This window comes from Gemmatimonadetes bacterium SCN 70-22 (genome assembly GCA_001724275.1).
Taxonomy (GTDB): domain Bacteria; phylum Gemmatimonadota; class Gemmatimonadetes; order Gemmatimonadales; family Gemmatimonadaceae; genus SCN-70-22.
In genome coordinates this window covers 19,502-43,755 of record MEDZ01000076.1, presented here as the reverse complement: position 1 = coordinate 43,755, position 24,254 = coordinate 19,502, and the positions used below count along the sequence as shown (strand labels likewise).

General features: G+C 69.0%; 15 protein-coding genes. 7 read left to right on the top strand and 8 right to left on the bottom strand.

All coding sequences use genetic code 11. The features are described 5' to 3' along the window. Nucleotides 1–133 precede the first annotated feature (133 nt). The 3 genes from ABS52_19215 to ABS52_19205 are packed head-to-tail and all read left to right on the top strand — an operon-like array spanning nucleotide 134 to nucleotide 4,056. Nucleotides 134–388: an acyl carrier protein gene (locus ABS52_19215; GenBank protein ID ODT00024.1), complete on the top strand. Its 255-nt coding sequence runs from the start codon at nucleotides 134–136 to the stop codon at nucleotides 386–388. A 12-nt stretch (nucleotides 389–400) separates the two neighbouring features. Beyond that, nucleotides 401–2,218: a hypothetical protein gene (locus ABS52_19210; protein ID ODT00023.1), complete on the top strand. Its 1,818-nt coding sequence runs from the start codon at nucleotides 401–403 to the stop codon at nucleotides 2,216–2,218. After that, complete coding sequence (locus ABS52_19205; protein ODS99999.1) at nucleotides 2,215–4,056, top strand: hypothetical protein; 1,842 nt, start codon at nucleotides 2,215–2,217, stop codon at nucleotides 4,054–4,056. Before ABS52_19210 ends, ABS52_19205 begins: the two co-directional genes overlap by 4 nt. Before the next feature lie 8 nt (nucleotides 4,057–4,064). Here the strand turns inward: ABS52_19205 and ABS52_19200 are convergent, their stop codons facing one another. Both ABS52_19200 and ABS52_19195 read right to left on the bottom strand, forming a co-directional pair. After that, the gene (locus ABS52_19200) at nucleotides 4,065–5,828 is read right to left on the bottom strand and encodes a hypothetical protein (GenBank protein ID ODS99998.1); all 1,764 of its coding nucleotides are present in this window, start codon (nucleotides 5,826–5,828) and stop codon (nucleotides 4,065–4,067) included. Beyond that, nucleotides 5,828–7,726: a hypothetical protein gene (locus ABS52_19195; GenBank protein ID ODS99997.1), complete on the bottom strand. Its 1,899-nt coding sequence runs from the start codon at nucleotides 7,724–7,726 to the stop codon at nucleotides 5,828–5,830. Before ABS52_19195 ends, ABS52_19200 begins: the two co-directional genes overlap by 1 nt. Before the next feature lie 248 nt (nucleotides 7,727–7,974). Between ABS52_19195 and ABS52_19190 the strand changes: the two genes are divergently transcribed. Both ABS52_19190 and ABS52_19185 read left to right on the top strand, forming a co-directional pair. After that, on the top strand, nucleotides 7,975–8,898 hold the full coding sequence (locus ABS52_19190; GenBank protein ODS99996.1) for a hypothetical protein: 924 nt from the start codon (nucleotides 7,975–7,977) through the stop codon (nucleotides 8,896–8,898). Then, complete coding sequence (locus ABS52_19185) at nucleotides 8,895–10,796, top strand: hypothetical protein (protein ODS99995.1); 1,902 nt, start codon at nucleotides 8,895–8,897, stop codon at nucleotides 10,794–10,796. Before ABS52_19190 ends, ABS52_19185 begins: the two co-directional genes overlap by 4 nt. 485 nt (nucleotides 10,797–11,281) lie before the next feature. Here ABS52_19185 and ABS52_19180 read toward each other — a convergent pair whose 3' ends face one another. From ABS52_19180 to ABS52_19155, 6 genes are all read right to left on the bottom strand, one after another. Continuing rightward, nucleotides 11,282–12,346, bottom strand: coding sequence for a UDP-N-acetylglucosamine 2-epimerase (locus ABS52_19180; GenBank protein ODT00035.1), 1,065 nt, complete (start codon nucleotides 12,344–12,346; stop codon nucleotides 11,282–11,284). Nucleotides 12,347–12,376: 30 nt separating this feature from the next. Beyond that, the gene (locus ABS52_19175) at nucleotides 12,377–13,357 is read right to left on the bottom strand and encodes a hypothetical protein (protein ID ODS99994.1); all 981 of its coding nucleotides are present in this window, start codon (nucleotides 13,355–13,357) and stop codon (nucleotides 12,377–12,379) included. A gap of 109 nt (nucleotides 13,358–13,466) precedes the next feature. After that, the gene (locus ABS52_19170; protein ID ODS99993.1) at nucleotides 13,467–15,404 is read right to left on the bottom strand and encodes an asparagine synthase (glutamine-hydrolyzing); all 1,938 of its coding nucleotides are present in this window, start codon (nucleotides 15,402–15,404) and stop codon (nucleotides 13,467–13,469) included. Further along, on the bottom strand, nucleotides 15,392–16,243 hold the full coding sequence (locus tag ABS52_19165; protein ID ODS99992.1) for a hypothetical protein: 852 nt from the start codon (nucleotides 16,241–16,243) through the stop codon (nucleotides 15,392–15,394). Before ABS52_19165 ends, ABS52_19170 begins: the two co-directional genes overlap by 13 nt. A 25-nt stretch (nucleotides 16,244–16,268) precedes the next feature. After that, complete coding sequence (locus ABS52_19160) at nucleotides 16,269–18,014, bottom strand: hypothetical protein (GenBank protein ID ODS99991.1); 1,746 nt, start codon at nucleotides 18,012–18,014, stop codon at nucleotides 16,269–16,271. Continuing rightward, entirely contained in the window at nucleotides 18,011–20,164 is a 2,154-nt protein-coding gene (locus ABS52_19155; protein ID ODS99990.1) for a hypothetical protein, read from the bottom strand. The genes ABS52_19160 and ABS52_19155 overlap by 4 nt, the downstream gene beginning before the upstream one ends. A gap of 200 nt (nucleotides 20,165–20,364) precedes the next feature. Between ABS52_19155 and ABS52_19150 the strand changes: the two genes are divergently transcribed. Together ABS52_19150 and ABS52_19145 are read left to right on the top strand one after the other, a co-directional pair. After that, nucleotides 20,365–21,933 carry a hypothetical protein gene (locus ABS52_19150; protein ODS99989.1) on the top strand — a complete coding sequence of 523 codons (1,569 nt, stop codon included), beginning with the start codon at nucleotides 20,365–20,367 and terminating at the stop codon, nucleotides 21,931–21,933. After that, nucleotides 21,930–24,224, top strand: coding sequence for a hypothetical protein (locus ABS52_19145; GenBank protein ODS99988.1), 2,295 nt, complete (start codon nucleotides 21,930–21,932; stop codon nucleotides 24,222–24,224). The genes ABS52_19150 and ABS52_19145 overlap by 4 nt, the downstream gene beginning before the upstream one ends. The last annotated feature ends 30 nt before the right edge of the window (nucleotides 24,225–24,254 follow it).

The window sequence follows — 24,254 nt, the reverse complement described above, 5'->3', positions numbered from 1 at the left end:
GCTACTGACGGGTGCGCCACCGAGGGTGCCGTCGGACGAACGACAGTCCCGTCCCCAGCCGCCTCGCTCATCGGCGCGTCCCCTCGACGGCGACGCGGCCGACCGCCTCCCAACCCCGACCCCGTCACGCTTCATGAATGACCCGGTCGTCACTGCCGTGAAGAGTAACGTCCTCGACGCCTTCCTTCCCGGCGCCGATCCGTCGGAACTGGCCGACGACACGCCGCTCATCTCGACCGGCATCCTCGACTCGCTGGCGACGGTGCGCCTCGTCACATTTCCCGAGGATCAGTATCGGATCGCGGTCGCCGCGCACGAGGCGAGCGCCGACCACCTCGACACGCTCACGCAGATCGCCGACCTCGTGCGGTCAAAGCTCCAGCCCTAGCGGAGATCGTCCATGAGCCCTCGCTCGCGCCGCATCCTCGACGTCCTGCTCGCCGCCGCGGCCTTCGCCCTCGCGGCCGGGTTGTTTCACGCCATCGTCTCCTGGATCCGGCGCGAACTGTTGCACGACCTCCTGCGCACCTGGATGTCGCCAGACACCGCGTGGATGGCGCCGCTGGGCTATGTGGTCATCTTCCTCCCGCTCGCCTTGCTGCTGGTTGCGGTCGCCGCGGCGCTCCCCCGCCTCCCCGCGCTGCGCGTGGCAACCTTCCTCTTCGCCTCGCTCGCGGCCTTCGGCGGCCTCCTCCTCTTCCCGCGGCTGCACCAATACGCGTCGCTCATGCTCGGCCTCGGGATCGGGGTGCGAACGGCAGCGATCATCGACGCCGATGCGTCGCGCTGGCGCCCTCGGCTGGCTCGCACCGCGTTGCTCCTCGCGCTCGTTACGCTGGGAGCCTGGGGATACCAAACTGGACGGCGCGCCCTGCACGAACGGAACGCGACTGCCGCGTTAGGTCCGGCTCCCGCGGGGGCGCCCAACGTCCTCCTCCTCATCCTCGATACGGTACGCGCCAGCTCGATGTCCCTCTACGGGGAGGGGCGCCCGACAACGCCGAAGCTCGACGCCTTCGCGCAGACGGCCGTCACCTTCGATTGGGCGTTCTCGACTGCACCGTGGACGCTCCCTTCGCACGCGTCGATCTTCACGGGTCGCTATCCCAGCCAGCAGGCCGGCGATTGGACGCGTCCCCTCGACGGAGCGCACGCCACCCTGGCCGACGTCTTCGCCTCGTACGGCTACGCCACGGCAGGCTTCACTGCCAACCTGGTTGCCACGCCTCGCGGCTTCGGCCTCGACCGCGGCTTTGCTCGCTACGAGGATCATCGTCGCTCGCTGGGGCAGGTGGTCCTGTCCACCACCCTTGCCCAGGCCGGCTCACTCCGCGACGCGTGGGACCAGCTCGTGCACGCGCATTGGATGGGTGGGGCGGCGCGCGCGCTCGCCCGCTTCGACTTCGAGCCGCGGTTCTCCTATCCGGACAATGCTCCCAAGTCGGCCGACATGATCACGGGTGCATTCCTGCGCTGGCAGCAGGAGCACCCCGACCGGCCCTACTTTGCCTTCCTGAACTTCTTCGACGCGCACGGGCCGTACTCATCGCCCGCGCGGTACGACACGCTCTTCGGTCCCAGCGATCGCGGGCTAGACAAGTACGAGCGCGCCGTCCGCTACCTCGACGACGCCCTCGCCGCCCTTCGCGACGCGCTCGCGGCGCGCGGAACCCTCGACAACACGATCGTCGTGATCACGGCGGATCACGGGGAGCAGTTCGGTGAACACGGCCTCGGGTGGCACAGCAACTCACTCTACGAACAGCTGCTGCACGTCCCGCTCATCATCCGCTATCCGTCGCGCGTGCCGGCGGGCAGGCGCGTGACGCAACAGGTCTCGCTCCGTGACCTGGCCGCAACGCTGGTCGAGCTCAGCGGCCTCCCCGATCCACGAGGATTGGGGGGGACGTCGCTCGCCGCGACGTGGAGATCGCCCGAGGCGCGCGGGAGTGCCGCCGTCTCCGAAGTGAGTCGCGGCGTCAATCCCGACTCCGGCGCGCTCAATGCGTGGGGGAATATGCGCTCGCTGGCCGACGATTCGCTGCACTACATCAGGAATGGAGACGGGTCGGTGGAGCTCTACGCGTACCGACGCGACCCACGCGAGGAGTCGAACCTCGCGAAGGGTGCGCATCGCCTGCTCGTGCCCGCGCTCGACTCCGCCCTCCGGCGGGCGCTCGCCGATTCCATGCCGTCGGCGACCTCGGTGCCGCGATGAGTGCGCCCTCGAGGGACGCCGAGGGCGCGACCCGCCGTCCAGTCGCCACGCTGGTCGACGTGTGGTGGCTGGCCGTGGCAGGCGCGGTCGCCGCCGCGCTGCTCCACACCGCCTTCACCGAATTCCGCTATCGGATCCTGCACCAACTCACCTGGGTCAGCCGCGAGTTCGCATGGCTGGCACTCGGCGGCTACCTGGTGGCATTTCTCGCGCTGGGGATCCCGGTCGTCGCCGTGGTGCTGGTGCTGCGACGTCGCCTGCCGCTCGTACTGGTGGCGTCCGTCCTTGCGTCCGTGACGGCATTCTCGGTGCTCCTCCTCGCGCAGCAGCTGCATTCGTATGCCCAGCTGGCCCTCGCCGCCGGGGTCGGTGTCCAGTGCGGCGCATGGATTGCCCGGCAACCTGGGCGTCGCATGCGGCTGACGCGGGCGCTGGCGGTCGCGGGGGCGTTCGTGTTGGGATTCGCCGGCCTCGCCGCAGGCGCGCGACATCGCTTCGGCGAGGCGGGGCGCGTCGCATCGCTTCCCGAAGCCCGGCCCGGCGCGCCTAACGTGATCCTCCTGATCCTCGACACGGTGCGCGCCTCGAGCCTGAGCCTCTACGGCTACGAGCGTCGCACGACCCCGGTGCTCGAGTCGTTGGCGCCCGAGGCGTCCGTCTTCGACCAAGCCCACTCGGTTGCGCCGTGGACCGCCCCATCGCACGCCAGCATGATGACGGGCGCCTACGCCAGCCAGGCCGGCGCAGACTACCTGCACCCCATGCACGACTCGCTCCCCACCCTCGCGGAGCGCCTGGGCGAACGCGGGTACGTGTCCGGCGCCTTCATGGCCAACACGGGCTATGCCGGCTACCAGGTCGGTCTGTCCCGGGGGTTCACGCACTACGAGGACTATCCCCTCACCCTGCAACAGGCGCTCTGGAGTACCACGCTATCGCAGACGGGATCGGGGCAACTCCTCATGGACGGGATCTTCAAGGGCGAGCGATGGCGCGTGCGCGAGGCGATCACGCATCCTCGACTGCGCACCGTGACGGTCCGGACGTCCCAGACACCGACCGCTGCACAGATCGCGGACCACTTCTTCCAGTGGCGCGACGGTGTCGGGGAACGCTCGTACTTTGCGATGCTGAACTTCATGGACGCGCATGGCCCTCACGACCCACCGGATGGCTTCCGCTATCGATTCGAGCGGGGGCGTGAGGGAAGGGATCGGTATGACGGGGGGATCGCTTACGAGGATAGCGTGATCGGGACGATCGTCGAGCGTCTGCGTGGGCGCGGTGACCTGGATCGGACCATCCTTGTCGTCACCTCGGACCATGGCGAGCAGTGGGGCGAACATGGCCTGTTTGGCCACACCAACTCGCTCTACCGGACGTTGCTACGGGTCCCGCTACTGGTGCGGGCCCCCGGTCGAGTTCCCGCCGGTCGGCGCATTTCGGACGTTGTGTCCCTTCGCGACCTCGCGGCCACGCTCCTCGACCTGGTGGGCGGAACGGGACGCTCGCTCCCCGGGACCTCCCTCGCCGTCACGTGGCGAAGCGACGGCGCCGTGTCACCCAGCCCTGCGCTCGCCGAGGCGGCGGCTGCGGTGAATCCCTCGCCGAACAATCCGACGCGATTCGGGCCACTGCGTGGGATCATCGACTCCAGCTGGCACTACATGCGCGACGGCCGGGGAGTCGAACAGCTCTTCGACTGGCGCGACGATCCCGCCGAAGTGCGCGACCGCGCATCGACGTCAGAAGCCGCAGCCATCATCGCGACCCATCGCGCGATCATCGCGAAAACGCTGGGAACTCCCTGGCCTCCCCCGCGTAGGGGGCTGCACTAGTTCTTACGTCACGGGACCGAGGACGCGCCTAGCAGCGAGTCGAGACGCTGCTGCATCTCCTGCACTTTCTCCTCGTCGTCGAGCTCGCGCGTGGCGAAGGGGTCACGAGCGATGTCGTAGAGTCTGGATTCCTGCCCGCGATCGGCCGCCCGGCGCAGCAGGAACGACGTCCCTTCCACCAACGCGTCTTCATGCACGTCCGCATATCGCAGCGTCAGGAGCACCGCGCTGGCGGCGGCGGGCGCTGCGGCTTCCGTCGCGGCACCGTGGATGGGGAGTCCGCGACCGAATCTCGTCGCGTCCGGGAAACCCAGCGCCTCGAGCACGGTGGAGGCAAGCGCCCGGATGCTGACAGGGACGTCGACGATCTCGGCCCGCTGGTTCGCCTTGGAAAGGATGACCAGGAGTGGGACGCGCGTCTGCTCCGGATACAGGCTCGAGCCATGCCCCTCCGGGTCGTGGTCACGAGTCCCCTCCGCCCCGAACGATTCCCCATGGTCGGACGTGATCACGATGAGCGTGTTGTCGAGCACGCCTCGCGTCCGCAAGTCCGCCAGGATGCCCGCGATCTCGCCGTCCACCACGCGAAGCGATGAATCGTACGCGGCGCGAACCTGGTCGGCGTCCGGGTCGTCCTCCCAGGCGGGGTGTGACAGCCGGCGGCGGTGCAGCGCCTGGTTCACGTCCATGAGGCACACGTACGCGAAGAACGGGCGCCCATGATAGTCGTCGATGAATCGCGCCAGCGCCGAGCGCAGCGAAGGGGCCTGTCTCCCGTATCCCGAATCGTGCACGCCCATTGCCATGAGGATCGGCTTCACGGCGCGGTAGCCGGCCAGGCGCTGCACGACGTCGATAGCGCGATACGCCTCGAAGCGTGCGAATCCCCGCCCGAGATGCTCGGGGACGACCCAGGACGAATTACCCGAGAACGCCCCGGTCGCGTAGCCGTGTTCCGCCAACACCTCGGGGAGCGTGGGCACTTCCGACCTCAGCCCGATCCCCGGCCAGTCGGCACCATGCTCGTGCGGGTAGCGTCCGGTCAGGAGCGATGCCTGTGAGGGGAGCGACCACGATGAGGTCGACCAGGCTTGCCGGTACCACGTCCCCACATCGTGCAGGCTGTCAATGGTTGGCGCCAGCATCGAGCGGACGTCGCGTGCAAAGCGATCCCGGCGCACCGTGTCGAGGACGAGGATCAACACGTTCTTCGCCCCGACGGCGGCGGCGGGGAGCGCACCCGCAACCCGCCATTCGGCGTACCGGGTCACCCCCGTGGTGATCAGGGACAGGACGGCGACCACGAGGGGGAGGACAAGCAGCCGCTGCGCGAGCATTCCCGTCGCGGACACAATCCGGCTCCCGAACCTGCGCGTCAGGAGCACGGCCGCCCCCAGGGCGAGGAGTAGCGCGCTTGGAAGGAAGAGGACTTCGAGGGTGATGAGCGGAATCGCGAGCATCCCAAACAGCGCGCTGCCGACGATCAAGGTGTCGAACCGCGAACCCAACCGTCTCCGCCAAAGGGTGCCGATCAGCGACAGCCCAGCGCTCGCGGCGGCGAAGACGATGGCGTTGGCGAGTGGCGCAATCCACACGACATCGAGGGGGGCCTTGTGCGGCGAGAGGATCGTCGGGACATGTCGAGTGGCGGCGAGCAGCGCACCCTCGGCCAGTCCGGCCAGCAGGCCGGCCCATGCGCCGACTGCCACCAGTCGCCACGACCGGAGCGGCGTGGAACCGTCGGCAGTCGTCGGGCTGTCGGCCGTCGCCATCAGGGCCGATCCGGTGAGTTGGCGTGCGGTGGCGCGAAGTGCGCGCGCAGCTCGCCTTCCAGCCGAGCCCGGTCCGCCGCGACGGACGGAATCCGGGCAAGGTCGTGCTGTTGCCCGGGGTCAGCGTCGACGTCGAACAGCTCGACGCGCCCGTCCTCGTGCTCGAGCAGGGTGAATCGCCCCTCCATGAGGCCGCGGATGTCGCCGCTCGCCGCTGGGTACCAGGGCTTCAGGTGCCGGCGTGCCCTCACGATCGACAACGCAGGCGATCCCACCGCATCGCTCGCCGCTTCGGCGCCACCGTTCGCCACCGCGCCGCTCACCGCCGTGCGGCACCTCGACAGGAGCGAGCTTCCGGGGAACGCACCGCGGCCCAGCGGCGTCAGCTCGCTGATCGTGGCGGCGATGTCGCGCAGGCTCACCCAGTCGCTCACGACGCAGCCACGCATTGCCTTTCCCGGCAGGCGCACGAGGAGGGGGACGTGCACCTCGGGGAGATACAGGCTCGAACCATGGTTGAGGAAGCCGTGCTCGCCGAATGCCTCGCCGTGGTCTGCGGTCACGATGATCACGGTGTTGTCGAGCTGGCCCCGCGCCTCGAGGTCCCGGAACAGGCGCTGCAGCTCCGCGTCCAGATACGCGATCGCCCCATCATAGGCGTCCCGCAGCCCGTGCACGTCCGATGAATCGCGCTGGTGGCGCGACTCGGCGTAGACAGACCGAACGCGCGGCGGACGCGCGGCGAACATCAGGTCGTACGGCGCTGGCGGGTCGTACGGCATGTGCGCGTCGAAGAAGTTGAGGAAGGCGAACCACGGGCGCCCCCTGGGAATCCCGTCGAGCCAGTCGGTGAACTCGCCCGACACGACCGGGGCGTCCTTCACGCCGGCCTCCACGTACGACTGCGTCGCCAGGTTCCAGATTCGCATGAGCAAGCGATTGAGCGTCGACGCCCCGAAGAGCTCGCTCACCGACATGGGGTAATCGCGGTAGCGCTGGAACCCATGATCCAGTCCGTGCAGGTACGAGCCATACACGGTGTTGGCCACGAACCCTCCGGTGCGATATCCCACCGCGCCGAGCGTCTCGGCGAGCGTCGGAGCGTCGTGCTCGAGCGGCTCATCGTATCCGACTCGCAGCTCGAACGGATAGCGCCCCGTGAAGATCGAGGCGTGGCTGGGGAGTGTCCACGGCGCGGCGGCGATGGCCCGGTCGAATCGGATGGCGTCGACTGCAAAGCGTTCGAGCCCCGGCGTCGTGGGGCGATCGTATCCGTACACGCTCAGGTGCGAAGCCCGCACGGTGTCGAGGATGAGGAGCAGGACGTTCGGTGCGCCGTCAGGGGCGACCGGAAGGGCAGCCACCGCCCGCCGCTCATGCATGGCACGCTGCACGTTCCAGGCGACACCCCCGAGTGCGGAGACTGCCGCCAGGACGACGGTCGCGCGCCGCGCCACTCGAGCGATCCGCCCGGGTGACCCCTCCGCCACCCGCAACGCGACCGCGGCAATGCCGGCCGCGGCGATGCACTGCGCCACGATGTGCAACCGGCGCGACACGAGGGCGATCTCGAACGCCCCCAGCCACGCGACGGCGCCAAGAACCCAGCGCCACGGTGCGGGGTCCCCCCGCATGCGCGCCAGCGTGAAGGCGACCCAACCGAACAGGGCGAACAGTGGGAGGTTCGCGAGCCCTCCCATCCAGATCGCCTGGGGATTGAGGTAGAATGAATTGTCGAACGTCGAGGCGACGTGCCGCAGCAGTACCCTGACGAGGAGCTCCCCGAGACCCGCCGCGATAGCGGCGCTGAAGACGATGGTCGCGGCGGCCGGGACGTCGCCCTCGGGCGGAACGCCCCGGACAGAACGAGATGCTGTCGGGTCCGGATTCTGGGTCACGCGTCTGGTCAATGCAGGAGATGTGCCTTCGAATGGAGGCAAATCTGCACATCCGCGGACCGCATGGCACGGTCTGTCCGAATATCTTTCTTGATTCGTGGCGCGCAATTTTCGGCCGCGCCATCACGAGCGCGAGGAGCAGGCGCGCGGATTGCACGTACCGCTACGCGATCGGGCGTGAATGCCTGTGCCCAATGCGGCGCGTCCTGTCGATCCATCCCTGTGTTCCCGACGTTCATCACTCGTTCATGTTGCGCTATCGCGTCTTCGGCGGCGTCCTGTCGGCTCCCTTCCCATTCCCGGAACTCCGGAGCGTCGAGGATGGCGCGGAGGCGGACTGGACGCTTTGCGTCGAGGACTCCCCGCCCCCGGAGCTGCCCTGCACACTCGTCGGCCGTGACGAACTGACCACCGGGATCGAGGCTGCACTTCATCAGACGCCACGTGGACTTCGGCTCGTCTTCGACGACACGGGGACCTTCGACGTTACGTCGTCCGGAGCCGAGGTCACGTGGTATCCCGTTGCGAACAGCGACCGGGAACTCGTCCGCATCGACATCCTCGGCCGGGTCCTCGCCGTAGCCACACACGAGCAGGGTCTCCTGTGCCTTCACGGAAGCGGCGTCGCCATCGGCGGGAGCGGAATCGGCTTCCTTGCGCCGAAAGGTTCGGGCAAGTCGACGCTGGCGCTGACACTCGCCTCGCTCGGAGCACGGCTCCTCACCGACGACACGCTGCCAGTCGATCCGAGGGAGGCGATCGCGCGGCCCGGGGTGCACTCGGTGCGACTGTGGAGCGATGCCGCCGAGCGTTTCGGAACGCTGGGGGACTGGCGCGTGGGCCTCAGCCAGAAACGCACCTTCGACGCGCTCCCCGCTGACCTGGTGCAGCACGACCCTGTCCCCCTTGCCGCTTTGTACGAGCTGATCCCGGTCGAGGGAAGAGCCGGGGCGCCGCTCGTACAGCGCACCGTGCTTCCCGCGGCGCTGGCCACCGTCACGCTGATGACGCATTCCAAGCTCGGGGTACTCATGGGCGGCGTCGAGTCGATCCGCGTCTTCGACCGCTGTGCGACACTGGCGTCGCACGTTCCGGTGTACCGGCTCGAGGTGGCGCGCACCCTCGAGTCCGTCGAATCGGTGGCCAGGACCATCGTCGGCTGGCATTCGTGACGTCGCTGCTCGCCCTCGTGGGCGCCCCGGCCGCGCTCGACGACCATGGGGTGCGCGCGCTGCTTGCTCCAGCTGGCATGGCGGACGATGCGACCGTGGCCCTCCACCGTCCCGCTCCCGATGTCGTTCTCGGAGTTGCGTCACCGGCGTGGGACGAGCGCGCGGAGCATAGGGTCGCCACTGACGGCCGCTACACTGTGATCGCCCACGCGGCCTTGTTCTATCGTGACGCGCTGAATGCCGCGCTGATGCGCGCGGCCGAGCCGCCGCTTTCCCGCGAGGCTCCGGCCGCGACGGCGATCCTGGCTGCGGTGCGTGCGTGGCAGTGGCGTGCCGTCGACCATCTGGAGGGGGAGTTCGCCTTCGTCGCATGGGATGCGAAGGAGCACGTCCTCTTTGCGGCACGAGACCACTCGGGAGCGCGCACCCTGTTTCACGCCGACATCGGCAGTGGCATTGCCGTGGCGACCAGGCTGCGCCAGGTGCGCGCAGTCCCCGGCTGTCCGCACGGGTGGAACGTGATTGCGCTGTGCGAAGATGCGGCAGACATCGACCTCGCCGTTCCGACAGAGACGGCCTGCACGGCCATCCATCGCATTCCGAGTGGGCATGCGTTGCAGTGGAGCGCGGAGCGCAAGGGTTCCGTCCGGCGGTGGTGGGAGGTACCGGTCTTCGAGCAAGACTCGGGCGTACCGTTCGAGGAAGGAGCCGAGGAACTGCGCCGCCTGCTCGCGGAAGCCGTGGCGGAGCGAACCGATCTACCGCGTGGGACCGCCGTCATGCTGAGCGGCGGCTACGATTCCCCGGCGATCTATGCCGCGGGAAATTGGCGGCTGGGGAGCGGAGGAAGTGGGGCCGCGCTACGGTCGGTGTCATTCTCTCATCCGGCCGGCGACCCCGGACGCGAGGACGAGCTGATCGAGGCGACCACGCGGCGTTGGGGGGCGGAGCCACATTTCATCCCGATCGGCGATGTTCCGGACTTCGAACCGTCGCTTGCCCGGGCCCGCCGTCGCGACGAACCGATCTACCATTCGTACGAGCTGTGGAACCGAGCGCTGGCGCGTGGGTGTCGCCATGAAGGGGCGCACGTCGCCCTGAACGGCAACGGCGGCGACCCCTGGTTCTCGACCTCTCCCGTATTCCTCGCCGACCTCCTTCGCCAAGGACGGCTGCTCGAGTTCCGCCGGGAGTGGAAGGTGCTGCTCGGCCGAGTGACGCCGTACCGTGTCTTCAAGACCGCGGTACAGCCAAATCTGTCCCCGGCAATTCTTGCCGCGCTGGCGTGGGTGCGTGGCGGACGCCCGCTGAGCGACCATCATGTGCGTCACCCCCCGGCATGGATTGCCGATCCGTTGCGGCGAAGTCGCGACCTCCTGGCGCGTCGGCGCATCGACTGGCCGCGGCGGCGGGGCGAGGGGCTCTCGGCGCTGGGACGCACGTGGTTTCTGCGGGCCTCGTACCCCGAGCGCATCACGGCGTTGGTGTTCGCGATTTGTCAGGGGGAGGGTGTAGAGTTGCGGACCCCCCTCCTCGACAACCGGATTGTCCGGTTTGCCGCCACGCGCCCGCGCTGGGAAAGCAATTCCGGGAGACAGAACAAGCACCTGCTGCGATATTCGATGCGGGGTCTGCTCCCTGATGAGGTCGTCGCGCCGCGGGCGGAGCGTACGGGGACACCGGTGACGTACCTGGGCCGGACGCTTCGTGCGCACCTGCGCGAGGGACGGGAGGGATTCGGGGCTGGCATGCTTCTCGCGGACCTCGGAGTCGTAGACCACCGTAAGTTGTTGGAGGAGGTCGACAGTTACCTGGCTGGAAGGTCGGACGATCTCGAGCGGGCCCATGCGCTGCTGACGGCGCTGCAGGCCGAGTGGTGGCTCCGATCGACCGAGTAGGGCGCGGTGCAAGGGTTTCCCGGGAGGGAGCGGAGGAAGTTGCCCTTGCCTTGAACGATCGAGGTGTCTTAGAATTGCGGTCACAGGGGATCGCATGGTGCCGGGGCCAGTGCCCGGAGTCTTAGGGAGGATCTATCTACATGTACAAGTCTCCTGAACTGACCAAGTTCGGAACGTTTCGCGAGATCACGCTGCAGGGCCGCTACGGCGTGCTCGACGGCGCGGCTACGCGGAACGACGGCTGCACTTCGGATCCCAGCGCTCGCTGCTCCTGAGTCGTCTGGGTAGGTCCTAAAGGTCGGTCGGATTCGCCCCGGCTGGTCTCACGACCATCTAACGTGCAACTGACACAGCGCTGCTCCCTGAAACAGGGGGCAGCGCTGTCGTGCTTGCATGGCATCGCGCTGCTCGAAGTCCGCGTAGTGCAGGTCGAAATGCGCCCGGCGTGCCGCGAAGCTCGCTACCTCGCGGATCGCTGCAGAGCGCTATCGGTCCAGCAGAAGCGCGGCGATTCGCTGGGCTGCGTCTCCGGTGCCATATAGCGGAGGTTGCTGGGTCGACGGGCGTCGGAATTCCGGTACGATGCGGCGGAGTGCCGATGCGTCGTCACCTACCAGGGTGTTCCACCCGCTGGCCAGTGTTTCGACCCACTCCGTCTCCGGGCGCAGGGTGAAGCACGGGACGCCGAAGAAGTACGCCTCCTTCTGGACGCCACCCGAGTCGGTGATGATGGCGCGCGCCCCCTGCTCGAGGCGCAGCATGTCCAGGTAGCCGACCGGATCGATCAGGCGAAGGCGCGAGAATGCGGTGCGCGGAGCGTGCTCCGTGAGCCGAGCGCGCGTCCGCGGGTGGAGGGGGAGGACGACCGGCGCGTCGAGCTCGTCCAGGGCGCGCAGCAGGGCCAGCAGGCGCTCGCCGCCGTCGGTGTTGTACGCGCGATGGATCGTGGCGAGGTAGTAGCCGCCGTCACCCGCGCGGCATTCCTCGAGGATGCGCGAGCGCTCGCGCGCCATCGCGCCGAAGTGGAGGACGGCGTCATACATGACGTCGCCCACCAGGTGCACCCGCCGCGTCACCCCCTCTCGTGCGAGGTTGTCCACCGCCGTTTGCGTCGGGCAGAGGAGGAGCTCGGAGCAGTGATCGGTCAGGACCCGGTTGTGCTCCTCCGGCATGCTGCGATTGAACGACCGGAGCCCCGCCTCGACGTGGGCGATCGGGATCCCCAGCTTGCACGCCGCCAGGGCGCCGGCCAGGGTGCTGTTGGTGTCTCCGTAAACGAGTGCCCAGTCGGGACGCTGGTCGATCATGACGCGTTCCAGCGCCTCGAGCATGCGCCCGGTCTGCATGCCGTGCGAGGCGCTGCCGACGTCGAGGTTCTGGTCCGGGCGGCGGATCCCCATTTCCTCGAAGAACACCTGCGACATCCGTTCGTCGTAGTGCTGCCCCGTGTGGACGAGGTGCTCGTCGATTCCGGCTTCGCGGAGGGCGCGTCCCACCGGCCAGGCCTTGATGAACTGCGGGCGGGCACCGACGACGGTCAGGACCTTCATGCGGGGGCGCTTCATCCGGGGGGTGGGACGTCAGGCGCGCGCCGGCGTCAAGTACGCTCGCATGCCGCGGAAGTAGAGCATCACGCCGACCGGCGCCAGCACGAGGAGGAGGATGCGCATCTGCAGCATCACTTCCGCCCCGCCGCCCAGGCCGGCATGACCGTAGAGCGACGCCACGGCCGCCTCGGTGAAACCGATCCCCCCCGGCGTGATGGGGACGTTGTTGAGGACGAAGGCGAGGGAGGCGAGGAATCCCCCGAGCATGGCGACCGCCACGGGAATTCCCGCCAGCTGCAGGGCGGCAATGCTGGCCGCCATGCAGAAGTTCGAGACGACCGACCAGACGACGCCCCAGACGAGCGCGGCGGGGTACTGGCGGTACACGTGGATGGTATCGAGGACCCGTCGGGGGTATCCGCCGAGCGGGAAGGTGCGGAGGAGGAAGCGGACGGGGGCGCTCGCGAGCCCGCGTCGCGACAGGGCGACCAGGATCGCCGCCGCCAGCGCGCCAGCGCCGGCCGCCGAGACCAGGAGAATCGAAAGGACGACGGGGCTCGTGCGCACGATGCCGGGAAAGCACGGCGCAAGGGCGACGGGGAGGAGGAGCAGTCCCATCAGGCCGAGCACGCGATCCAGGAGGCAGATTGTGGCGATCTCGGTGCGGTGCCCGGCGTGCCCGTCAGACGCAAACCAGACGCGGACCAGGTCGCTCCCGATCGTCGGCAGGACGAAGTTCGCGGCGTTGCCCATCAGCGTCAGGCGAAGCGAGTTGGCGAGGGTCAAGCGAAAGCCGCGCGCCGCGGTGAGGACGCAGAATCGCCACGACCCGATCGCCAGCCCCAGCAACAACAGGGCGAGGGCAAGGAGCGACAACGGCCAATGCAGCACCAGCCCCTTCAACTTGGGCCACTCGATGAGTCCTCCGCGCGCCAGCAGGGTCAGCAGTGCGACCGCCAGCGCGGCACGCCCAATCGACCACGCGCGCCGCCTGGCCGTCAGCGACAGCGCCACGGCGCACCTCCGGCAGCCAGCGGGAGGGCGGCCGTGCACTGCCTGATGCCGGCACTGGACTTGTGCGCCCCGGTGGGAGCGCACCGGTCTGAAGTCGGACCAATCGGGCTCACGAGACGACGGCTGCGGCGCTCCCCAGGCGCCGGCGCGGGAGCTGCTCGCCATCCACGAAGGCCCGGAACCAGAGCTCGAGCGACAGGAGCCCCCACAACTGCCGCCCGAACGCGGCCTCTCCTGCGAGCAGCCGTTCCACCCCCCCTATGCGATACACGCCCCGCTGGCGCGCACGGTCGCTGAGCAGCACGTCGCCCACGAATTCACGAATGGGACCGTGGAGCCACTCGGTGAGCGGGACCGGGAAGCCCATCTTGTCGCGGCGCGAGAAGACGACGTCGGGGATGAAGGGCTGGACGGCCTCGCGGAAGATGCGCTTGGAATCGCCTCCCTTGAAGCGCATGGCGGGCGGCATGCGCGTGACCAACTCGGCGATGCGGTGATCCAGCAGCGGGACGCGCGACTCGAGCGAGACCGACATGCTGGTGCGATCCTCGACCTGGAGCAACGCCGGCAGGAGCGTCTTGAGGTCGAAGTTCGTCATCTTGTTGAAGTACGACTTGGTCGAGGGGTTGTTGAAGATCTGGGCGTACGACTGGAACATCCGATCGTGCGCGGTGGGTCCCCAGACGTCGCCGCTGATGAGCGACTCGGCATCCTCGATGCGCGAGACGAGGCGGAAGTAGCGCCGATCCATCTCCTCGAACAACCCGTCCTTGAAGAAGCCCTGGAGCATCGGCCGGTACTGCTTCAGCATCCCCAGTGACGGCTCGATGGAGTCCCAGGTGACCACGTAGCGCGGGTCGCTCCCGGTCCCGTAGATCGCGCCCTTGAGCGCCTGCTCGAGGTATGCGACGAGGTAGCGCGCATAGCCGCCGAACAGCTCGTCGCCTCCCTGGCCACCGAGCACGACCTTCACATGGTCGCGCGCGAGCTTCGAGACGGCGTACTGCGGGAAGAGGCCAGGGCCCGCCGCTGGCTCGTCCATCATGTAGATGAGCCACGGGAGGGTGTCGGCGAACTCCCGTGCCGAGGGCCACACCTCGTGGTAGTGGGCGTTCACGTTCTCGGCCACTGCCCGCGCATAGCGCGTCTCGTCGTACTGCGGTCCCTCGCGGAAGGCTCCGGTGAACGTCTTGAAGGTGTGCGGATAGTGACGGGCGGCCAGCGAGACGACGGTGGACGAGTCGATGCCGCCGGAGCAGTGGGCTCCCACCGGGACGTCGCTGCGAAGCTGCAAGCGGATGGCATCGTTCAGGACGGCGACCAGCTGCTCGCGGTAGTAGTCCTCGGTATGGTGGAAGTCGAGCTCGTAGTTGTAGTCCCAATAGCAGACATCGGCAGGTGCGCGATCGCGTCCGGGACGGAACGTGAGGTAGTGCCCCGGTTCCAGCTTGCGGATGTCGCGGAAGAGCGTGCGCTCGCCCAGGCAGAACTGGAAGGTCAGGTACTCCTCGAGTCCGACGCTGTCGGGCTCGGCGCTCACCATGCCGGTGGCCAGGAGCGCCTTGGGCTCGCTGGCGAAGAGGAGGGCCCGGTCGGTCATGGCCCAGTAGAACGGCTTGATCCCGATGCGGTCGCGCGCCGCGAACAGCCGCTGGCGGCGGCTGTCCCAGATAGCGAACGCGAACATCCCGTTCAGCCGCTCCAGGCAGCGCTCGCCCAGCTCCTCGTACAGGTGGAGGATGACCTCCGTGTCGCTATGCGTGCGGAACTGATGGTGCCGCGCCAGTTCGCGGCGCAGCTCCACGTAGTTGTAGATCTCGCCGTTGAAGGTGATCCAGATGGAGCCGTCCTCGTTGGACATGGGCTGCCGCCCTGTCTCGAGGTCGATGATGGCGAGCCGCTTGTGCCCCAGTGCCGCCGGCCCGTCGAGGTGCATTCCCTCGCCGTCCGGACCGCGGTGGGCGATGGCGTCGAGCATCGCTCCGAGCATTTCGGAGTCGGGCGCAGCTCCGAGGTCATGCGAAACGATCCCGGCTATGCCACACATGCGCTCTTCAGCTCCACGGTCTCGCGAGGCATTCCGCGCTCGTCGTACGCCACCCGTTGGCGCTCCGCGCTCTCGAGCTTCCAACGCGCCCCGACGTCGCCCCAGTACACGATGTACTTCGCGATCACCATCAGGTAGCCCAGCGTCGTCAGCGAGGTAATGACCTTGCTTGGTCCCACCTTCTGGTCATAGCGCAGGACAAAGCCGTGCTCGGTGACGCGCGCCCCGAGCATGCGGCACTTCACCAGCTTCTCCACCGTCCCGGTGAACCCCATCCCCTTGAGGTCGATGAACTGATTGCCGAAGATCGCGATCGCATCCTTGATCAATGCGACACGGTAGGCGCGAAATCCGCTGGTGTACTCCCAGATATCGCGCATCGGGAAGCAGGTCTTCATCAGCAGGTTTGCGCAGCGGCTGATGGTTCGCCGGTACCAGTCAACTCCGATCTGGCCTCCGCCCGGCGCGTAGCGCGAGGCGATCACGACCTCCCACCCGTCCCGGAGCTTCTCCACCATGCCGATGATGTACTCCGGATCGTGTGTATCGTCGCAATCCATGCGCACGACGATGTCGCTGCGGCTCCCCACTTCGGCGATGTATTCCATCCCGTCGCGGATGGTCTCGCCAAGGCCGCGATTGAGCTTGTGGGAAATGACGTGGAGGGGATGGTGCCGCGCCAATTCGAGGCAGCGTTCGAGCGTGCGGTCCCGACTCCCGTCATTCACGACGACGACCTGATAGTCGGCCTGCAGCTTCGCCATCGCCTTGCCGATCTTCTCGACCAGCGGCCGGATGGCGTCTTCCTCGTTGTAGGCTGGGAGCAGGACGTAGATCATCGCGAAAGTGGTGGAGGCGCAACGGCTACTCGACTTCGGTATCGGACTGCGAGACTCGCGCCGCTTGCCCTGCCATGCACGAAATGACGAGCCGCAGCGAGATTCGTCCCGTCGCTGCGAGGCGCTGCGCCAGGTCGGTCCCTTCGCCCGCCCTCCTCCCCTCGACATCGATGAGGTCGCGTCCCCTGAAGTAGCGCGCCGACCCCATGTGGATTGCGGTGAACGCGCTCGGTCGCCACACCCCGGTTATCGCGTCACGCTCCTCGGCGAGTACCTCATCCTGCACCTCCACCCTGTCCTCGGCGAAGTCGATGCGACGCGAAAGACGGAATGGGCCGTCCGTTCGGCCGGTCACGAGTCTGGCAATTATCATGCGACGGACCAGCGCCCCAAGGGCGACGTTCCGGAAGACCGTCAGATTGAGGAGTCGCAGGAGCAGGAATTTGGCGGGGGTCAGGACTTCCCGATCCGCCCGTCCGAAGCGCGCACTGACGGCGACGCTGGAGCCGTGCTCCCGCCCGGCCTCGCCCCGGCCGCCCCCTAGGAGCGCCGAGGACCAGGTGCGGCCCCCGGAGCTGACGACATACCCTCCGTCCTCATAGACAAGCGTTTGCGCGGCTCGGTCGAAGACCGCCAGCACACCGCCCTTGTTCAGGCTCGTTACCGCGTAGTACTGTGGCTTGCCAGCCACAACAATCCCCGAGTCGTGGAATACCTGCCACGTTTCGTCTCGCTCGCAGGGAAGGGGGGGGGCCGGCTCGTCTTGGGGCGCTCCAGCGCTGGCGTCGGCCGCCACGCTATAGCCGTTCAGCAGCGACGCGAGGTTGTGCGCATCGACCGTGGCCGGGGTCACCACGTTCGCGGCATCGAGCCGTTCTCGGAGGAAGCGCGCCGCGGCCCTGGCGATGGGGAAGTCGCGAGCCAGCAGCTCGAACCCTCCCGGGTACCACAGCGATGTGTGGCGGGAACCGTAGCCACCGCCGACACTCCCATCCGGGTGGATGCAGTGCGAGTGGAAGTGGAGCGCCTTCTCGAGGGAGCGATCGAGGGCACTGGACGGGCGCCGGGTCCTGTACTGGGCGAGGTACTGGATGCCGAGCGATTCGTAGCCCGGATCCGCCCCCCCGTACTCCCGATACCACCCGTCGGCCGACTGCTGGCGCATGATCTCGGCCACCGTGGCTTCGGCACGGGCAACCAGCGCGTCGTCGCCCAGCAATTCCCCAGCACGCAGCCAGGCGAGGGCGAAGAGCGCCTGGTGGTTGCTGATGAACGCGTAGTCTTCATGAGAGCGCGCCGCGAAGGTGCAGGCGCGGCGCACCGCCTCGGTGACACGATCGCGCAGCGTGGCCGGTAGTTCGTCGCCAAGCCGCTGCAGGATTGTGGCGAGCGTATAGGCCATGGCGAGAGTGACGCCATGGTCCTGCGAGTTGGGGGCGACGGTATCGAAGGCACCGTTGCGGTGCTGTCTTGTGAGGACCGCCTCGGTGCCCCCGGTCAGCCAGCCGAAAAGCACTGCACTCCCTGCGTAGGGATTGCCCTCGAACGGCTGCTGATAGAGCCAGGAGAGCGGGAGCAGCCCGAACTGCAGCATGTTGACCGGGAAGTCGCGGAACTTCCACGCCCAATGGTCGCGATCGAAGCTCCCCCAGGTCGGGGAGAGTGATTCCCGGTCGAGCTGGCCCAGGAGGCGTGGTGTGGCTTCGAGGACCGCGCGCCGGTACAGCGTCGCACGTCCGGCCGCCGCTCCGTCATGTGAAGCGTGGGTCACGAGTCCTCGCCGTAGCGTCTGACGTAGTAGCGCATCGTGAGTCCTTGCGCCCTTGCTGTTCCGACGTCCCGGGCGCCGCGACGCTGAAGGAAGGCGTTGATCTGGGGGTTGTCCGGGCGAACGACGCCGTACCACGCGTTGCATCGAACCGAACGCATGTGCGCTTCCATGCTGTCGAAGAGTTGGGCGGCGACCCTGCGGCCGATGCGTGCCTCGAACTCGGGTGTGCGGGCCTCGGGCTCGACGCCGGCCACGATCCACCACCCCGGCACGTCGTCGAGGAACGGGAGCCGTTCGCTTCCCATGTATCGTGCATTGCTCACGAACGCGCCAATGGTGGACGGTCGCCGGAGTATCGTGCGCGCCGATGCCAGCATGAGGCGGAGCGGGTGCCGCCTGACGAGATGGCGGAAGACGGAATCCCTGTCGATTGCGTACACCGAGAACCCGATCACGCGTCCATCGAGCCGGGCGACGAGGCACCGGATTCCCGGATTGTCCAGGTTCAGCGCGTAGAATGCGTCGGCCAGGAAGCCGGCGCCGAGCGTCGCGATGGAGTGACCGTTGATCCTCGGGTCGCCGAAGAGCGAATGGTGCAGTGCGGCGACCGCGGCGATGTCTTCGGTCTCCATGGCTGTGATTTCAAGCGTGGGCCCCGAGGACGACGCGCGTGGTGGACTGGACGGCATCGTGTCATCGCGCGCAACCGCCTCGAGCGCGCGCTCGCGGGCGAGGAAGGCCTGGTGGATCTCTCTCGGCGTCATCCCGCGCAGGGACGCATCGAAGTTCGCTCGGGCGAACCGGGTGAGCCATGGGCCGTAGCGCGGATAGAACTCGCCGTTCATCCCACGCGAGTGGTAGTCCACCACGACGATCCCTTGCGTGGCGCGGGCGGCATCGAGGAGCGCCCTCGCCGCCGCGTCGGGGGCGTCGATACGGTTCTTCGCGAGCCGGCGGTCGAAGTGGTCGTCCATCCAGGCCGGCGGGAGCTGCACGATGGGAAGGAGCTCGCGACGCGCCGGGTGGAAGGGACGGAATGGGTGGCAGATCCCCCGACGGAAGCCCGGGTAGTATTCCAGCCCCAGCGACGAGTCGTAGCGCAGCCCCGCCTCCGCGTGACGGCGCAGCGTCTCGTTGGGATCGTCGGGGTCGAGGTGCCAGTAGTGGTGGCGGTTCCCTGCGCACTCGACCCCGGCCGCCTCGGCGATGCGTTGCACCTCGCGGCGCAGCATGTCGGTGCTGCGGTGCGCGTGATAGGAGGCGTGGAGCCCGATCTCGCATCCCGCGTCGCGCAGCTCGGCAAAGAGGCGCTGGAAGCGAGGCGCACGCACGTCGTAGAAGTCGTCCGGGGTGCCGCGGGCGTATTGCCACAGCGACCCCTGCCGCGCCATGAAGTAGAAGCAGGGGCGCGTGCCGTACGTGGCGGCGAGTTCCACCCACTCCCTGAAGGTCCAGAAGTGGCTGCGTCCGCTCGCGACGCGCGCGGCGAGGGGAATGCCGTGCCGCCCGCGATCCCTCAGGACCCGAAGCACCTCGATGGGGCGAATGAGTTCCGGGTAGTCGACATCGTGTGTGAAGGCGAAGGCGAAGCGGGATTCCCCCTCCTCCCATGCCCACGGCAGGGCGCGCGTCCCGGCGGGGTCGAGCCGCGCGCGCCACTGCGCGGCATGCAGCGAGACGAGCGGCTGCGAGAGCAGCGCGTCGCGCACGAGGACGGAGCGGTCGAGGTCGAGGTCGTCGAAGCGCGAGCGCGGGTACGACGGCTCGGCCGCTCCCGTCAGGAGCCAGTAGGCGGCGAAGGCGACGTCCGAGGGATACGCGAGTCGCCGGTCGTCGATGAGTGCATCCCCGAACGTCTCCCCCGGGAACTCGAGGAAGGGGAGTCCCATGGCCCGGCGGGCACGCACCGGCTCCCGATTGGGCGCGGTGGCGAAGGCCCACGGGACGGCCGGGATGCGAATGGCGGCGTCGACGTCCTTCGCGGGGCCGTAGTACACGTCGGGGGTCATGCCGCTGGCGAACCAGACCATGTGCGTGGAGAATCCGGCCGTATGCGCCAGCGTGCGCAGGGCGTAGCGAACCTCGTCCAGCGATTCGCGCGCGGCGGGGTCGATGGCGATGGTGATCGGTGCGCCGCGGGGAGCCGCCATGCGGGAGTCGGGAGGTGGACGGATGGTCGGGGCGGGCCCCCCAAGGTAGGACTCGGGCGAGCCGCCGGCATCGCTTCGCACGACCACGCCGGACGCGAGGTTGGGAGAGGTGATGCGGCAAGGCGGTGACGCCGGGGCGGCGGCCCCGGCAACAGGAACGGCGCTTGCAAGGAGTGCACCCAACGAATTCTCTCGACGGAATGGCGCACTTCCCGATCCGGTTCCTCACTCTCTCGCACCCCTCGAACGCCGTCGTGCGCCTGGCATGCGCGCTCGCGATCGTCTCGAGTGTTTCGGGTGAGGCACGGTCGCAGGGGAGCGCGGCGCCGGCGCAACGGGACGCGGCCGAGGGCGAGACGATGGCGCTCGTCGGGGCGACCGTCATCGACGTCGCGACCGGTGCCCGGCACGCGGACCAGGTCGTCGTCGTGAAGGGCGGGAGGGTGCGTGAGGTGGTGCCGCGTGCCGCCTGGCGCCGCACGGGCGGACTGCGAGTGGTGGGGGTGGAAGGACGCTTCATCATCCCCGGCCTCTGGGACATGCACGTGGAGCAGGCGCTCCCTGAGAGGGACGGCGCCCCGCTCGACTCGAACGCGCGCCTCTTTCACCCGCTCTTCCTGGCCAGCGGCGTGACCGGCGTTCGCGATGTGGCAGGGGACGTGTCGGTGCTTCGGCGCTGGCGCACGGCCATCGAGCGCGGAGAGCGCCTGGGGCCGCGCATCGTGTACACCGGCCCCAAGATCGGGATGGCGCCGGTCGCGCCCGGACTCCCTCACCCGTTGCGCTCCCGGGAGGACGTGGAGGCCACGGTGCAGGCGTTGCAGGCGGCGGGGGCGACCGGTGTGTACCTGCTGTCGCTCGACGATGCGCTCATTCCCGTCCTGGCGGCGGCCAGTCGCCGGCACGGCCTGCGCCTGGAAGGGAGCGTTCCGGAGGGGGAGACGCTCGCCCGACAGCTGGAGGCGGGGCAGAGCGTCGTGGAGCACCTGGACGACATCCTCGCGTCGTGCGCGGCCGACGAATCGGTGCGGTGGAAGGTCCGGGCATACCGGGAACGACCGTGGTGGGCGCGGGCGCTCTGGAAGGCAGGCGTGTGGGAGCGCAGCGAGTATCCGGACGCACTGTTGCTGCCATCGTTCAGCCAGGCACGCGCCGAGTCGCTCTTCGCGCGCCTGGCGAAGGCCGGCGTGTACCAGGTTCCGACGTTGCGGCTGATGGGGGTCCTGGGCCGTTCGGCCGATTCGGCGGTACGCCTCCCCCCGGCGCCGCTGGAGTTGCGCCCGCCGCGAAACGCGTGGCGCGGGTGGGCCCGCGAGCCAGAGCCCGTGGGGCACCCGCTGTCGCGGATCTTCGCGCGGCAGCAATGGGTCGTCGGGGCCATGGCGCGCGCCGGGGTCCCGATCCTGGCGGGGTCCGACACGCCGAACCTGTACGCCGCCCCCGGGCTCGCGCTGCACGACGAGCTGGAACTGCTGGTGCGGGCCGGACTGTCGCCGCTGCAGGCCCTGCAGTCGGCCACGCTGCGTCCCGCGGAGTACCTCGCGGCCACCGATTCGTTAGGCACGGTGGCGCCGGGGCGCGTCGCCGACCTCGTGGTGCTCCAGGGCGATCCGACGCGCGACATCCGCAACACGCGGCGCGTCGAGATGGTCATGACCCGGGGGCGGCTGCTGGACGCGGCGGCGCTGGCGCGCCTGCGCGCGCAGGGGACCGCGATGGCGCGAGAGGTCGAGGCGTACTGGATCGCGCGCCCGGGGAGCGGGCCGTGACGGCCGGTCCGTCCGCCCCGCGCCGAGGGACTCCCCTGGGGTGGTTCGTCCTCCTGGTCGCGGGGCAGGGGGCCTCGCTGTCGCTGATCCTCTCCGGAAAGGACGTCTGGTACCCGCACTACCAGCTGGCGCGCCTGGTCCACTGGCCGCACGCCGCCGCGACCGCCGTCCTGCTGGTGCAGCTGGCGGCGGTCGGGTGGGGGATGCGCGGGCGCTGGGCGGCGGCGCTCGCCTGGCTGCGCGGGCTGGCCCCGGCGGGGATGCTCCTGGCGGGTGGGCTCTTCCTGGCCGGGCTCAGCGCCGTGGCCTCGCGCGACCCCCGTGCCTACGCCGGCGAGTTGCTCCTGTCGACGGCGCTGCAGCTCCTGTCGCTGGCGACGGCAACCTTGCTGGCCGCCTCGCTCGGCGACGCCGCAGCCGGCCGCGTCGCCGGTCGCCTCACGCGCCTCCTGGGCGGCGAGGACGGTCCCTCCCCCGGGCGATTCCTCGACCCGTTTGCCGTCAGCTGCGGGCTGGCCGTGGTGGCGGCCTGCACCCTCCTGGCCTACGTCGCCTACGAGGCGGTTCCGCACCTTCCCGACGAGATCGTCTATCTCTTCCACGCGCGCTACCTCGCCCGGGGATTGCTGCAGCTGCCGGCGCCTCCGGTGCCGGCGGCATTCGACGTGGACCTGGTCTACTTCGACGACACGCGCATGTTCTCGCCGGTCCCGCCCGGGTGGCCGGCCATCCTGGCGCTCGGCGTCCGTGTCGGCGCGCCGTGGCTGGTGAACCCGATCCTGAGCGGGGTGTGCATCCTCCTGGTGCACGCGCTCATGCGGCGGCTCGACACCCCGCGCACCGCGCGGCTGGCGACGCTCCTGCTCGCCGTCTCTCCCTGGTTCCTCTTCCTCGGGATGAGCCTGATGACGCATACCGCCACGCTGGCGTGCGCCCTGGCCGCGGCGCTCGGCATCGCGCTGGCGCGCGAGCGACAGGTCTTGCTCCCGGCGGCGCTGGCGGGGGTGGCGACTGGTGTCGTCGGGCTCATCCGTCCGCTGGAAGGGGTGGCCGTCGCCCTCGTGATGGGGGTCTGGTCACTCGGTGCGCGTCATCGCTGGTTCCGGCTCCTTCCCAGCGCCGTGCTCACCGTGGTCACCGTCGCCACGGCGGCACTCACGCTTCCGTACAACGCGGCGCTCACCGGATCGGCGAAGCGGTTCCCGATCATGATGTACGTCGACAAGTACTACGCCCCGGGCGCCAACGACATGGGCTTCGGCCCGAACCGAGGAATGGGATGGGGAGGGCTCGATCCGTGGCCCGGCCATGGGTTGCGCGACGTCGTGCTCAACTCGCTCCTCAATGGCGCTGCGCTCGACTACGAGCTGCTGGGGTGGGCCTGCGGCTCTCTCGTCCTCATCGTCGCCCTGCTCTGCTCGCGGCGACTGCGCGCCCTCGACGTCGCGATGCTGGCCGTCATCGCCCTGGTCGTCGGCCTTCACGCCTTCTACTGGTTTTCGGGCGGCCCCGACTTCGCGGCACGCTACTGGTTCCTCATCGTCGTTCCGTGCCTGGTCCTCGTGGCGCGCGCCCCCGGAGCGCTCTTCGGCCGGGCAACCCCGTCAGCCGCACGCGCCACGGTCGCCATGCTCGCCCTCAGCGCGAGTGCGATGCTGACGTGGATGCCCTGGCGGGCGGTCGACAAGTACCACGGCTATCGCTTCATGAGCGGCGACATGCGCGCATTCGCCGCGTCGCACCACTGGGGACGCGCGCTCGTCCTGGTGCGGGGGCGCCGCCATCCCGACTACCACATGGCATCGCTGGAGAACCCGCTCGACCTTGCCGACACATCGCGAACGGTCTACGCCTGGGACCGTTCCGCCGACGTGCGTCGCGCGGCGGTCGCCGCCTATCCGGACCGCCCGGTCTACATCATCGATGGTCCGACCGTGACCGGGGACGGATTCCGCATTGCCGCCGGGCCGCTCCCCCCGGGCTCGCTCGCGCCCGACGTCCCCAGTTCGGACGAGGTTCCGAGCATCCGTCGCCGCGAGGCGCAACTCGAGGCGCAACTCGAGGCGCAGCGCGAGGCGCAGCGTCAGCTGCAACGCGGGCTGTCGCAGGGCGCCGCGGGGCGCGCGCAGGGGAGCGCGGCGGTGAGCGCGGCGGCAAGCTCGGCGGCGGGCGCGGCAGGGAGCACGGCTGGGAGTGCGGCGGTGAGCGCGGCGGTGAGCGCGGCAGGGAGCACGGCGGGGCGTACGGCGGGGAGTGCGGCGGGGCACGCGCCGCAGCGAGGCGGGACGTGACATCGCCCGCCAACGCCCCGTCGCGGCCCT

What these genes read in the sequence shown, in the direction of transcription:
- ABS52_19210 (ODT00023.1), top strand. Translation starts at nt 401, where the DNA reads ATGAGCCCTCGCTCGCGCCGCATCCTCGACGTCCTGCTCGCCGCCGCG.
- ABS52_19165 (ODS99992.1), bottom strand. Translation starts at nt 16,243, where the DNA reads ATGATCTACGTCCTGCTCCCAGCCTACAACGAGGAAGACGCCATCCGG.
- ABS52_19170 (ODS99993.1), bottom strand. Translation starts at nt 15,404, where the DNA reads ATGTGTGGCATAGCCGGGATCGTTTCGCATGACCTCGGAGCTGCGCCC.
- ABS52_19155 (ODS99990.1), bottom strand. Translation starts at nt 20,164, where the DNA reads ATGGCGGCTCCCCGCGGCGCACCGATCACCATCGCCATCGACCCCGCC.
- ABS52_19190 (ODS99996.1), top strand. Translation starts at nt 7,975, where the DNA reads ATGTTGCGCTATCGCGTCTTCGGCGGCGTCCTGTCGGCTCCCTTCCCA.
- ABS52_19200 (ODS99998.1), bottom strand. Translation starts at nt 5,828, where the DNA reads ATGGCGACGGCCGACAGCCCGACGACTGCCGACGGTTCCACGCCGCTC.
- ABS52_19205 (ODS99999.1), top strand. Translation starts at nt 2,215, where the DNA reads ATGAGTGCGCCCTCGAGGGACGCCGAGGGCGCGACCCGCCGTCCAGTC.
- ABS52_19150 (ODS99989.1), top strand. Translation starts at nt 20,365, where the DNA reads ATGGCGCACTTCCCGATCCGGTTCCTCACTCTCTCGCACCCCTCGAAC.
- ABS52_19215 (ODT00024.1), top strand. Translation starts at nt 134, where the DNA reads ATGAATGACCCGGTCGTCACTGCCGTGAAGAGTAACGTCCTCGACGCC.
- ABS52_19180 (ODT00035.1), bottom strand. Translation starts at nt 12,346, where the DNA reads ATGAAGGTCCTGACCGTCGTCGGTGCCCGCCCGCAGTTCATCAAGGCC.